Annotated in this window: 13 protein-coding genes and 1 tRNA gene; 8 read left to right on the top strand and 6 right to left on the bottom strand. The window is 68.9% G+C overall.

Going from position 1 to position 12089, the window contains the following annotated elements; genetic code table 11:
• Nucleotides 1-65: 65 nt before the first annotated feature.
• The 3 genes from hrpB to MGN01_RS13640 all read left to right on the top strand — a co-directional run bounded on the left by hrpB (nucleotide 66) and on the right by MGN01_RS13640 (nucleotide 3771).
• Nucleotides 66-2558 carry an ATP-dependent helicase HrpB gene (gene hrpB, locus MGN01_RS13650; RefSeq protein ID WP_147047194.1) on the top strand — a complete coding sequence of 831 codons (2493 nt, stop codon included), beginning with the start codon at nucleotides 66-68 and terminating at the stop codon, nucleotides 2556-2558.
• Nucleotides 2559-2562: 4 nt separating this feature from the next.
• A complete protein-coding gene (locus MGN01_RS13645; RefSeq protein WP_147047192.1) occupies nucleotides 2563-3030 on the top strand; it encodes a DUF805 domain-containing protein in 468 nt (155 codons plus the stop codon).
• A gap of 552 nt (nucleotides 3031-3582) precedes the next feature.
• Nucleotides 3583-3771, top strand: a complete 189-nt coding sequence (locus tag MGN01_RS13640) for a hypothetical protein (protein WP_147047190.1) — start codon at nucleotides 3583-3585, stop codon at nucleotides 3769-3771.
• On the opposite strand, the gene MGN01_RS13635 is transcribed toward MGN01_RS13640, so the two are convergent.
• The 3 genes from MGN01_RS13635 to aroA form a co-directional block, all read right to left on the bottom strand.
• Entirely contained in the window at nucleotides 3734-3964 is a 231-nt protein-coding gene (locus MGN01_RS13635) for a DUF6894 family protein (protein ID WP_147047189.1), read from the bottom strand. The two genes, MGN01_RS13640 and MGN01_RS13635, sit on opposite strands and share 38 nt — an antisense overlap.
• 336 nt (nucleotides 3965-4300) lie before the next feature.
• Nucleotides 4301-4933, bottom strand: a complete 633-nt coding sequence (gene cmk, locus MGN01_RS13630) for a (d)CMP kinase (protein ID WP_147047187.1) — start codon at nucleotides 4931-4933, stop codon at nucleotides 4301-4303.
• 4 nt (nucleotides 4934-4937) lie between these two features.
• Nucleotides 4938-6287: a 3-phosphoshikimate 1-carboxyvinyltransferase gene (gene aroA / locus MGN01_RS13625; RefSeq protein ID WP_147047185.1), complete on the bottom strand. Its 1350-nt coding sequence runs from the start codon at nucleotides 6285-6287 to the stop codon at nucleotides 4938-4940.
• Nucleotides 6288-6493: 206 nt separating this feature from the next.
• Here aroA and MGN01_RS13620 point away from each other — a divergent pair, with 206 nt between their 5' ends.
• The 5 genes from MGN01_RS13620 to MGN01_RS13600 all read left to right on the top strand — a co-directional run bounded on the left by MGN01_RS13620 (nucleotide 6494) and on the right by MGN01_RS13600 (nucleotide 8625).
• Entirely contained in the window at nucleotides 6494-6871 is a 378-nt protein-coding gene (locus MGN01_RS13620) for a TIGR02300 family protein (protein WP_147047183.1), read from the top strand.
• Between the two features lie 169 nt (nucleotides 6872-7040).
• A tRNA-Ala gene (locus MGN01_RS13615) sits at nucleotides 7041-7116 on the top strand.
• Between the two features lie 75 nt (nucleotides 7117-7191).
• On the top strand, nucleotides 7192-7548 hold the full coding sequence (gene queD / locus MGN01_RS13610; RefSeq protein WP_147047181.1) for a 6-carboxytetrahydropterin synthase QueD: 357 nt from the start codon (nucleotides 7192-7194) through the stop codon (nucleotides 7546-7548).
• Nucleotides 7535-8257: a 7-cyano-7-deazaguanine synthase QueC gene (gene queC, locus MGN01_RS13605; RefSeq protein ID WP_147047180.1), complete on the top strand. Its 723-nt coding sequence runs from the start codon at nucleotides 7535-7537 to the stop codon at nucleotides 8255-8257. The genes queD and queC overlap by 14 nt, the downstream gene beginning before the upstream one ends.
• Before the next feature lie 134 nt (nucleotides 8258-8391).
• Nucleotides 8392-8625, top strand: coding sequence for a hypothetical protein (locus MGN01_RS13600; protein WP_147047178.1), 234 nt, complete (start codon nucleotides 8392-8394; stop codon nucleotides 8623-8625).
• Nucleotides 8626-8694: 69 nt separating this feature from the next.
• Here MGN01_RS13600 and MGN01_RS13595 read toward each other — a convergent pair whose 3' ends face one another.
• Genes MGN01_RS13595 through MGN01_RS13585 form a run of 3 tightly spaced genes read right to left on the bottom strand, consistent with a single transcriptional unit; the run spans nucleotide 8695 to nucleotide 12052 of the window.
• Nucleotides 8695-9165, bottom strand: a complete 471-nt coding sequence (locus MGN01_RS13595) for a secondary thiamine-phosphate synthase enzyme YjbQ (RefSeq protein ID WP_147047176.1) — start codon at nucleotides 9163-9165, stop codon at nucleotides 8695-8697.
• Nucleotides 9162-10997, bottom strand: coding sequence for a cisplatin damage response ATP-dependent DNA ligase (locus MGN01_RS13590; RefSeq protein WP_147047174.1), 1836 nt, complete (start codon nucleotides 10995-10997; stop codon nucleotides 9162-9164). The genes MGN01_RS13595 and MGN01_RS13590 overlap by 4 nt, the downstream gene beginning before the upstream one ends.
• Nucleotides 10994-12052 carry a ligase-associated DNA damage response exonuclease gene (locus tag MGN01_RS13585; RefSeq protein ID WP_147047172.1) on the bottom strand — a complete coding sequence of 353 codons (1059 nt, stop codon included), beginning with the start codon at nucleotides 12050-12052 and terminating at the stop codon, nucleotides 10994-10996. Before MGN01_RS13585 ends, MGN01_RS13590 begins: the two co-directional genes overlap by 4 nt.
• Between the last annotated feature and the right edge of the window lie 37 nt (nucleotides 12053-12089).

The following is a 12089-nucleotide window of genomic DNA, read 5'->3' as shown; positions in this document are numbered from 1 at the left end:
CCCAGAGGCTCCGGTCGCCTGCGACGTGTTGCGCGCGGCTCGGTTCCGCGTCACCAGCGGGCGTCATGCCGTCATCTCCGTACGTTCCCCTCCCGATCGACGCCGTGCTGCCGCAGTTGCGGGAGGCCCTGTGCGCGTCGAACGTGGCGGTCCTCGTCGCGCCGCCCGGCGCCGGAAAAACGACGCGGGTGCCGCTGGCGCTGCTCGATGCGCCGTGGCTGAACGACGGCAAGATCATCCTGCTCGAACCGCGCCGCCTGGCTGCCCGCGGAGCCGCCGAGCGGATGGCCCGGACGCTCGGCCAAGCCGTTGGAGAAACTGTCGGATTACGCGTTCGGCTCGGCTCCAAGATCTCGGCGCGCACGCGGATCGAGGTTGTCACGGAGGGTGTCTTCTCGCGCATGATCCTCGACGATCCCGAGCTGTCGGGCGTCGGCGCCGTGCTGTTCGACGAGTTCCATGAGCGCTCGCTCGATGCGGATCTCGGCTTAGCCCTGGCGCTGGATGCACAGGCGGGTTTGCGGGAGGATCTGCGGGTGCTCGTGATGTCCGCGACGCTCGACGGCGCGCGTGTCGCGACCCTGCTCGGTGAGGCGCCGGTGGTGCGATCCGAGGGGCGGGCCTACCCCGTCGAGACGCGTTACCTCGATCGCGAACCCACTGCACGGGTTGAAGATTCCGTCACGGACGCGATCCTGCGGGCGCTGCGCGCGGATCCCGGATCGGTGCTCGCCTTCCTGCCCGGACAGGCCGAGATCCGCCGCGTCGCCGAGCGCTTGGAGGGCCGGGTCGGATCGGAGACCGACATCGCTCCACTCTACGGGGCGCTGAGCCAGGCCGAGCAGGATCTGGCGGTCTCGCCGGCACGGGATGGGCGGCGCAAAGTGGTGCTGGCGACCTCCATTGCCGAGACGTCGCTCACCATCGAAGGCGTTCGAATCGTTGTCGATTCCGGCTTGTCGCGGGTGCCGATCTACGAGCCTGGAAACGGCCTGACCCGCCTCGTCACCGCCCGCGCCTCGCGTGCCTCGGTGGACCAGCGGCAGGGCCGAGCGGGACGCACGGAGCCAGGCATCTGCTGGCGTCTCTGGGCAGAGGCTGCCACGGGTGCGCTGGAGCCGTTCACACGGCCCGAGATCCTCGCCGCCGACCTCTCCGGGCTGGTGCTCGACTGCGCTGCGTGGGGGGTCAAGGATCTGACGACACTGCGCTTTCTCGATCCGCCACCCGCGCCTGCCCTTGCCGAGGCGCGCGCCTTGCTGACCCGTCTCGGCGGCCTCGACGAGGATGGGCGGATCACGCCGATGGGGCACGCCCTGCGCGCGCTGCCGCTGCCGCCGCGCCTCGCCCGGATGGTGGTGAGTGCGGCCGGCGCTGGCGCCGCGCGCCAAGCCGCTGATCTGGCTGCGGTTTTGGTCGAGCGCGGCCTCGGCGGCGATGGCGTCGACCTGGGCGAGCGGCTGGAGCGGTTCGCGCGCGAACGGGGTGGCCGCGCGGCGGATATGCGGCGCCTCGCGGAGGGCTGGGCGCGGCAGGCCGAGCGGGCCGGCCTCTCTCACGAAGCCGCTGATCTTTCGAAGGAAATCCTGTCGCAGCCCGGTCCGCTCCTGGCTCTGGCCTACCCCGATCGGATCGCCCGCGCCCGGTCCAATACCGGCGCCTACGTCATGGTGAATGGTCGCGCCGGTCAGCTCGATCCGGCGAGCGCGCTAGCCCGCGAGCCCTTCATCGTGGTCGCCGACCTCGCCGGCAGCGCCGCGTCGGCCCGGATTCTGGCCGCCGCAGCCATCGAACCCGGCGCGGTCGCCGTGCTCGCGCGAGACATGATCCAGAGGCACACCCACACCACCTTCGACGAGGCCAGCGGCCAACTCCGGGCGCGAACCGGGCGGCGGCTCGGAGCGGTGGTGTTGGACGAGCGTCCGTTACCGGTGCCGGAGGATGAATCATCGGCTCGGATTCTGGCGCGAGGATTGGCCGGGCTCGGGATCGACCGGCTGCCCTGGAGCGCGGGGCAGCGGCAGTGGCTGGCCCGGGTGCGGTTCCTTCGAGCGGCCGAGGGTGGCGAGTGGCCGGACCTGTCGGACGAGGCCTTGGCCGAGTCGGCGGAGACTTGGCTCGCTCCGGCGATCATCGGGCGCACCGGGCGCGACGCTGTCACGGCCGACGACCTCGGACGGGCGCTCGATGGGCTGCTGCCCTGGAGCCTGCGGGCGCGGCTCGAGGCGGAGGCGCCGTCCCATCTCGAGGTGCCGACGGGCTCGCGGATTCCGATCGATTACGAATCGGGACAGGAGCCGGTCTTGGCGGTGCGGGTCCAGGAGCTGTTCGGCCTCGACCGGCATCCGAGCCTGGGCGGCGGGCGGGTGCCGCTGGTGCTTCACCTGCTCTCGCCGGCCCAGCGTCCGATCCAGATCACCCGCGACCTGCCTGGGTTCTGGCGCGGTTCCTGGGCGGCGGTACGCTCCGAGATGCGCGGCCGCTATCCCCGCCATCCCTGGCCGGAGGACCCGCTCTCGGAGGCCCCGACCCGGCGGGCGAAGCCGCGGGGAACGTGATGTGATGGCGGGGCGGCCAGTGTCGCTCGTGGCGGGTCTTCTGCGCGGGTTCGATACGCGGGGCCGGCTGTCGCGCCGCGCCTACGGCCGGCGCGTGGTACGGCTCGGCCTGCTGGCGGCGGCTCTGGCCTGTCTCTCGGTCGCCTTGGCGGCGCAGGGATGGCGCGCGGCCGGGCTGGCGGCAGCCGGCGGCGTTGTCCTTCTGCTCCTCGCGGGCCTCGCCCAGACCGTGCGGCGCCTGCACGATCGCGGACGGACCGGCCTGTGGCTCGCCCTGCCCCTCATGCAGACGGCACTTGGCTTCTTGCCGATCGAGGATCTGGCCGATACCTATCCCGTCGCGGTGCTGACCTACGCCCTCGCCTCGCTGGCGGCTGGACTGTGGTTCCTGATCGAGACCCTGGGCCGCCGCGGCGTGCCAGGGCCGCACCGCTACGGGTCGGGCGGGGATGGGGCGTCTGGTAGCGCCTGACGTATCCAATCCCCCGAGGGTGGAGAGCCTCACCGACGAACAGATCCGGTCAGCCGGAAACGGCATGACCGAGATCCTCCGCCCAGCATCTCTCGAGCCGGTTCAGCCCTGCCTCCGGCAAGCGCGAGGGCGCATTGGGCCGCCAGGATGACCCATACCGAGTGCCCAGTATTCGATACCCCTGGACAAGTCCGTCGCCCCAGGAACCAACCTGAAGGCACTCCATTGATCATCGCCGACTTGCCTCCACCCACCCTGCAACGACGGCCGGAAATATGCTGCCGCAGAACGAGGTGAAGGGTCGGCTGCTGAGCTGGACCTCGTCGTTATGGGACGGCTCGGATGCGGCCGTGATCTATCGCGAGGGGCGCGACGTTGCAGTTCATCGTCGAGGAAGGGATATGAGTGCGATACGGATAGAGTATTCCGTTGGTGCTCTTCAGTGCCTTTTGATACGGTCGGCGATATTTTGCGGATGATGCATGTACATCCTCCGTCGGCACCCTATAGTCCTAGCGTTGCTGCCGGATGCCAGCGTGCCGCGGAGGGCAAATGATGTCCGACGTTGAAAAGCAGTTCGTGACCGAAGCCATCTCCGATGTCGAGAAGATCCGTGAAAGACTTGGCTCTCACGGCACTTTCAAGCTTCGTGTGCTGCTGGAGATGGTCGTCATCGAATTAAAAAACGCACAGTCTTTTATTGCTACAGCGTCTCAACCTGACACGCCATCCGAACTTTAAGCGAAATCTTCCCCGCTTCGTTCCGCGCCGAGAGAACGAGGGTTGTTTCTCTTGCATCTTCTGCTTCGGCGGCCATCAGGGCCGTGACGACACGAAGGGCTTCCCTTCGCAGCATGGTGCCATCGCCGATCTCGCGGCCGACCTCGTCGGCAATGACTGAACCGTCATCGATGTCGAAGAAATAGCGACCCACAGGCCAGCTCCCAGATGGCGGCCGATTCTGGCCAGCATTTGCGGCACAACCGGTGCAAGTGTGGGAGAACCTAGCGCAAGCTTGACCGCCTGGGAACGGTGGTGCGCAATCTTCCTCGGGTAAAGCCGGTCATCCGAGGGGGGTCCAAGGCGCAGGCGCCCCGCCTGAGACAGGCCCTGATCGACTGGATCGCTCCCCTGCCCCAGCGATCCGGCCGTGCCGGCGAACAGCAGAGCAAATCGGGAGTCACGCCCGCAAATGTCGGCGCGTTGGCTCCGGATCGCTTCGCTGCCCGCAACGGCAAAGATGTCTGCGAAAACTCAACCGGAAGTCGTATCAGTGCTCGCGGGCGCGTTCGACGACGTCGCGGGCTACGGCGAAGGCCTCGTCGGCGTCGAGTTCGGTCGTATCGATTCGCACGGCATCCTCGGCAGCCCGGAGGGGAGCGGCACTGCGGGAGCTGTCGCGCTCATCGCGGGCGCGGATGTCGGCGAGGATCGCCGCGAGCGTGGTTTCCTCCCCGCGCCCAGCAAGTTCGCTGTGGCGGCGGCGGGCGCGCTCCTCGGGCGAGGCGGTGACGAACAGCTTCACGCGCGCATCGGGGCAGATCACAGTGCCGATATCGCGTCCATCGAGCACCGCACCGGCCTCGCCGGCGGCGAAACGGCGCTGCCAGGACAGCAGCGCGGCGCGCACCTCCGGGATGCCGGAGACCCGCGAGGCTGCCTCGCCCATGGCGCGCTCACGCAGCCGCGGGTCAGCGAGCTGGTCTGCGACGAGATTGGACGCGACGCGCCCGGCCTCTGCCCTGTCGCCGAGATCGATCCCGGCATCGAGCATCTGCAGGGCAACGGCCCGGTAGAGCAGCCCGGTATCGAGATGCGGCAGGCCGTAATGCAAGGCGAGGCGGCGGGCGAGCGTGCCCTTGCCCGAGGCGGCCGGCCCGTCGATGGCGATCAGCAGCGGCATGCGTTCAGCCCGCGATCGCGGCGCCGAGCGCCGTCATGCTCGGCGTGAAGCTCGGGAAGCTCGTTGCGATCATCGCGCCGTCATCCACCGTAACCGGGTCGCGGGCCGCGAGCCCCAGCACGAGGAAGGACATGGCGATGCGGTGGTCGAGATGCGTCGCCACCGTGCCGCCGCCGCGCGGCGGGGAGCCGTCGCCCCGGACGATGAGGTCGTCTCCCTCGATCGTGTGATCGATGCCGTTGGCGGCGAGACCGTCGGCGACCGCGGCGAGGCGGTCGGATTCCTTGACGCGCAATTCGTGCAGGCCGTTCATTCGCGTCGTGCCCTCCGCGAAGGCGGCAGCGACGGCGAGCACCGGATACTCGTCGATCATCGCGGGCGCTCGCTCGGCCGGAACGTCGACGCCGCGCAGCCGGCTGGCGCGCACGCGCAGGTCCGCGACGGTCTCGCCGCCCTCCTCGCGCTCGTTCAGCCGCTTGATATCGGCACCCATTTCCAGAAGCGTGGTGATGAGGCCGATGCGCAGCGGGTTCATCATCACGCCCTCGATCGTCACCTCCGAACCCGGCACGATCAGCGCCGCCACCAGCGGGAAGGCTGCCGAGGACGGGTCGGCCGGCACGATCACGTCCGTTCCACGCAGGGTCGGCTGGCCGGTGAGCGCGATGGAGCGGCCGTGGCCGCCGGGCCCATGCGGCGTGACCGACACGTCGGCGCCGAACAGGCGCAGCATCCGCTCGGTATGGTCGCGGGTCGCGGCCGCCTCGATCACCGTGGTGATGCCGGGAGCGTTCAGCGCTGCCAGCAGCACTGCCGACTTGATCTGCGCCGAAGCCACCGGCGTCTCGTAGGTGATCGGGATCGCCTCCGACGGCCCGCGCAGGGTCAGGGGCACACGCCCGCCCTCGGCCTCGGACACGATCTGCGTGCCCATCTTGAGGAGCGGATCGAGGATGCGGCGCATCGGGCGCTTGCGCAGGGACGCGTCGCCGTCGAAGGTCGCGGTGACGGGCTGGCCGCCGACCACGCCCATCATCAGCCGCGAGCCGGTGCCGGCATTGCCGAAATCGAGCACGCCGTCCGGATCGCCGAGGCCGCCGATGCCGACGCCCTTCACCCGCCAGCGGCCCTCGCCCAGCCGCTCGATGGAGGCGCCGAGCGCCCGCGCCGCGTCGGCGGTGCGCAGCACGTCGTCGCCTTCGAGCAAGCCTTCGACGCGCGTCTCGCCGATGGAGAGCAGGCCGAAGATCATCGCCCGATGCGAGATCGACTTGTCCCCCGGCGGCCGCAGCGCGCCGCGCAGCGGTGTTCCGGGCGAGGCGGTGACGGGTTGCGGCTCTGAGGCGTGCGACACGGGCGAGGCTGAGGGGCTGTTTCAGGGGATCGGGGCGTCCCGGGATGGCGCCCGTTACCATGGGGCCGGCTGCACGTCATCCGGCCCCCGCCTCGTGCCGGTTCTGCCTCTATTCATCGGCTCGGTTGCCACGGCATTTGACATGCTCGCAGGAGCCGACTAACGGGGCCGCGCTCCCCCCGACACGACCCCAGAGGTTCCCGCCCGTGGCCCGACCGGAACTCGGCATCAAGCGCCAGTGCATGAATTGCGGCGCTAAGTTCTACGACCTGTCCCGCGATCCGGCGACCTGCCCGAAATGCGGCACGGTCTTCCAGATGGCGGCCGCCGGCCGCGGCTCCGCGCCGGTCATCAACCGCAAGGACGACGACGAAGAGGACGAGGACGAGACGGGCCCGGAGATCGTGTCCCTCGATGAGGCCGAGGCGAGCGAGGACGGCGACGTCAAGGTCGACGGCGACGACGACGGCGACGACGATACGGATTCGCCCGGCGGCGACGACGACACCTTCCTCGAAGAGGAGGATGACGACGACGTTTCTGACCTCGTCGAGAACGACGACGACAACGACGACGACAACTGATCGCTCGCTGTCGACCTCCGCCCCTGATGCCGTGACGACACACACGGCAGGGGCGGAAAAAGGACCGAAAAAGGGGCTTGAGTCCCGGCAAACCACCGCTTATAGAACCGCCCTCGCCGACGGGTTGCCCGCCGGAGAGTTACCGGAACGGACCGTTCCGGATACAAGTGGGGCCTTAGCTCAGCTGGGAGAGCGCTTCCATGGCATGGAAGAGGTCATCGGTTCGATCCCGTTAGGCTCCACCATTTTCCTTCTGTAAGCTCGTCGTTGAGTTCAGGTGCCACTGCCGCGATCGAGACGCGCGCGCCGGACGAGACACGATGAAGATCACCCAGGCCTTCACTTTCGAGGCGGCTCACCGCCTGCCGAACGTGCCGCAGACGCATCGCTGCTCGCGCATGCACGGGCATTCCTACCGCGTCGAGCTCACGGTCTCCGGCCCGGTGGATGCGACGAGCGGCTGGGTGATCGACTTCTACGACGTCGAGAGCGCGTTCAAGCCGATCCTGGAGCGCCTCGACCACCACACCCTCAACGAGATCGAGGGGCTGGAGAATCCCACCGCCGAGCACATCGCGGCCTGGATCTGGCAGCGGACCAAGCCGCTGCTGCCGGGGCTCACCAACGTGAAGGTGATGGAAACGCCGCTCTCCTGGGCGGACTATGACGGCGACTGAACCAGGCGACGACGGCGCGCTGGTCCTGTTCTCGGGCGGACAGGATTCGACGACCTGCCTCGCCTGGGCGCTTGCCCGCTTTCCCCGCGTCGAGACCCTCGGCTTCGATTACGGCCAGCGCCACCGCATCGAACTCGATTGCCGGGACAGGCTGCGCAGCGAGCTCGGGCGCATCGACGAGGGCTGGGAGCGCCGGCTCGGCCCCGACCACACCGTCGACCTCGCCACTCTCGGCGCCGTCTCCGAGACCGCGCTGACCCGCGACACCGAGATCGCCATGGCGGCGGACGGCCTGCCCAACACCTTCGTGCCGGGCCGTAACCTCGTCTTCCTGACCTTCGCCGCCGCCCTCGCCTATCGCCGGGGCCTGCGTCACATCGTCGGTGGCATGTGCGAGACCGACTATTCCGGCTACCCGGATTGCCGCGACGACACGATCAAGGCGCTGCAGGTGGCGCTCAACCTCGGCATGGAGCGGCGCTTCGTGCTGCACACCCCGCTGATGTGGCTCGACAAGGCCGCAACCTGGGGGCTGGCGGACGAACTCGGTGGTGAGAGACTGGTCGATCTGATCGTCGAGGACAGCCATACCTGCTACCTCGGCGAGCGTGGAGAGCGGCATGACTGGGGCTATGGTTGCGGCACATGCCCCGCCTGTGCGCTACGCGCGAAAGGCTTCGCAGCCTATCGCGACCGGTCTCGCAACTGATTCTCTAGCACCGGGGTGCGTGTGCGCTGTCGCACACGAATGAAATCCGTGTGTAACCCTCCCGATGATGGCGCGAAATCCTGAACAGCTGCGGTCGACAACAGACCACATGCTGAATTCAGGAGATAAATTTCATGTTCAAGCAGATCTGTGTTGCAGCTATTCTTGTCGCTGGTGCCACCGGCGGTGCTTTCGCTCAGACCCGTACCATCAACGTCTGGGGCGCCCAGCTCGACGTCCCGACCTACGGCGCTCCCGCCCCCAGCGTGACCTCCAACATGCAGCCTGCAAGCCGCTTCGACCGTGATAGCGCGACCTACACCTCGATGAAGACCAGCGGCGCACAGGGCGGGCACCACACCCGCTAATCGACATACGGCGATGCCCTCGCTGGCGACGCAGTCCAGGCGGAGGCGTCGCTGGCGGGTACGAGACCGTCAGGCCCCGATCGCGCTCAACAGGATCTCCCGCCGGTGCCCCCGGTCGCGGTGCTCGATCAGGTAGATCCCCTGCCAGGTCCCCAGCCCGAGCCGGCCGTCGATCACCGGCACCGTCAGGCCGGAATCCGAGAGCATGGTCCGGATATGCGCGGGCATATCGTCCGGCCCCTCCGCGTCGTGCACCCAGCCGGCATCGCGCGGCGCGAGGCTGTCGAGGGCGGTGAGCAGGTCGGTGCGCACGTCCGGATCGGCGTTCTCCTGGATGGTCAGCGACGCCGAGGTGTGCCGGCAGAACACCGTGACGAGCCCATCGCGCAGGCCGCTCTGGCGTACGAAGGCGGCGACGGCGTCGGTGATCTCCGTGAAACCCTGGCCCGGGGTCGCGACCGTGAGCCGGGCGCTCGCCCGCCGTTCGACGGCGCCGCTCGAGAAGCCCTCGATCGCGCCAATCTTGCCGGATTGCCTCATCCATCGCTCTCCATGCTCGCGCCGGGCGCGATCTCGCGCTCTCCGCGCTCCAGAATCCGCTCCAGCGCCTCGACCCGGTCGGCCTCGGCCGGCGGCTTGTCCCAGCGGATGCGGCTGACGCGGGGGAAGCGCATGGCGACGCCCGATTTGTGCCGCGTCGAGCGCTGCACGCCCTCGAAGGCGATCTCCAGCACGAGGCCGGCCTCGCGGCCATAGGCCACCTCGCGCACCGGCCCGAAGCGCTTGGTGGTGTGGTTGCGGACGTAGCGGTCGAGCTTTTGCAGCTCGGCATCGGTGAAGCCATGATAGGCTTTCCCCACCGGCACGAGCTCGTCCGCGCCAGCCGCGCCCTCCCGCCAGCATCCGAAGGTGTAGTCCGAGTAGAAGGACGAGCGTTTCCCGTGCCCGCGCTGGGCGTACATCATCACCGCGTCGACGATGAACGGCTCGCGCTTCCACTTCCACCACGGGCCCTTGGGCCGGCCTGGCTGGTAGACGCTGTCGAGGCGCTTCAGCATCACGCCCTCGATCGCGTCGGCATCCTCGCCGGCGTCCGCCGAGGCCGGATCGGCGCGTGCCGCTGCCAGATCCTGCCAGGTCGCGAAGGGCACGATCGGCGAGAGATCGATCCGCGCGTGGTCGAGTTTCCTGACGAGTGTCTCGAGCGCCCCGCGTCGCTCCGAGAAGGGCAGCGCCCGTTGATCCTCGCCGTCGGTGGCGAGCAGGTCGTAGGCGCGCACATGCGCCGGAAACTCGTCCAGCAGCCGCGGCGTCACCGCCTTTCGGTTGAGCCGCTGCTGCAGCACGTTGAAGCTCTGCACCCTCCCCTCGCGCAGGATCAGAAGCTCGCCGTCGATGGCGCCCTGAAAGGTGATGGCCTCGGCAAGGTCCGGAAAGGCACCGGTGATGTCCTCGCCGGTCCGCGAATAGATTTTCGCGACCTGCCGGCCATCCCGGTCCAGGCCGCCGGCGAGCTGGACGCGGATGCCGTCCCATTTCCATTCGGCCGAGAAGGCATCCGGGTCGAGCTTGTCGAGGTCCGCCTCCTCCTCGATCGGGTGCGAGAGCATCGGCGGCCGGAACGGGGCCGGGTTCAGCGTCTCCGGCCGCTCGCCCCTGCCCTCGACCCAGGCGAACAGCGTTTCATAGGGCGGCTCCAGCCCGTGCCAGACCTCCTCGACCGCATCCGCCTCCTGGCCGCCGAGCGCGCCGACAGCCGTCTTTGCCAGCCGCGCCGAGACGCCGACGCGCAGATTGCCGGTGACGAGCTTCAGCAGCGCCCAGCGCCCTGTCTCGTCGAGGGCGTCGAGCCAGCCGGCGAGATGGCGGGGGAGGTCCTTCTTCCCGGTCGTCGCGAGGGTTTCGACCACGTCGGAGAGGGTTGGGACGTCGGGGGGCGGGTTGTTGTGGCCGAGGCCGGCCTCCCGCCCCTCGACCGTCGTTCCGGGACTCGCCAGACGCGAAGACCCCGAGTCCACCCGCGACGCTCCAGCGGCGCCGGTGTTGCGCCCGGTCGAGGATTTCTCGTTCGACGATTTGCGCGGGCCCGGATCCATGGCGGGTGATGGCCAGATCAGCGCCACCGTCTCCGCCAGATCGCCCACGTAGTTTCGCGACAGGTCGAACAGCACCGGGTCGACCCGCTCCTCGACGAGCCCCCGGATCATCGCCGGCTTGGCCTCGCGAAAGCTCAGGTTCCCGGTCATGGCGGCCAAAGCATAGCCGCGCTCGGGATCGGGCGTGCTCGCGAAGAAATCCTGCAGCAGCCGCAGCTTGGCGTTGCGGCGGGGCTCGTAGGCGAGGCGGTCGAGGAGGTGGGCGAAGTCGTTCACGACGAGGCCTCCTCCATCTCCGGCTTCGCGGCGGGATCGGGCTCCGCCTCGCCGTCATCGCCGTAGCCCAAGAGGTGAAGCGGCCTCGCCTTGATGCCTTGCGTACCGCACCAATGCACCAGCGCATCCTCCTGCCCGTGCGTGACCCAGACCTCCTCCGCACCCGTGTCGCGGATGGTGCGGCAGAGATCCGGCCAGTCCGAATGGTCGGAGATCACCATCGGCAGCTCGACGCCCTTCTGGCGGGCACGGGCGCGCACCCGCATCCAGCCCGAGGCGAAGGCCGTCACCGGATCGGGGAATTTTCGCGCCCACAGGTCCTGGATCGAGGATGGCGGGCAGATCACGATGGCACCGGTCAGGTCCTTGCGCTCGGCGGCGACGACCTTCGGCGTGTCGCCCAGCGGAATGCCCTCGCGCTTGTACAGCTCGGTCAGCTTCTCCATGGCGCCGTGCAGGTGAATCGGCCTGTCCCAGCCCTCTTCCCGCAGCAGCGCCATCACGCGCTGCGCCTTGCCGAGCGCATAGGCGCCGACGATGTGCGCGCGCTCGGGAAACAAGGCTACCGAGTCGAGGAGCTTGCGCACCTCGCCGCGCGTGTCGGGATGCACGAAGACCGGCAGGCCGAAGGTCGCCTCGGTGATGAAGACGTCGCAGGGAATGACCTCGAAGGGCAGGCAGGTCGGGTCCGGGGCCCGCTTGTAGTCGCCCGAGACCACGATGCGCTTGCCGTCCCGCTCGATGGCGATCTGCGCCGAGCCGAGCACGTGGCCGGCGGGAGCGAATCGTACGGTGACGTCGCCGATGCGCATCACCTCGCCGAGGCGCGCCTCCTGCCGGGACCGGCAAAAATCCTCGCCGTAGCGCACGGCCATGATCCGCAGCGTCTCCGGCGTGGCGAGCACTTCGCCGTGGCCGGCCCGGGCGTGGTCGGCATGGCCGTGGGTGATCAGCGCGCGCTCGACAGGCCAGGTCGGATCGACGTGGAAGCGCCCGAGGGGGCAGTACAGGCCCTCCCGCGTCAGGGTGAGCAATTCGGAGGCGCTGATCGGCATTGTTGAGGATATAGGAGGCGGCCACCGCTCAGCATCC

The organism is Methylobacterium gnaphalii, from assembly GCF_007992215.1.
GTDB lineage: Bacteria > Pseudomonadota > Alphaproteobacteria > Rhizobiales > Beijerinckiaceae > Methylobacterium > Methylobacterium gnaphalii.
The sequence above is the reverse complement of the archived record's forward strand: the minus strand, read 5'-3'. Positions and strand labels throughout refer to the sequence as shown.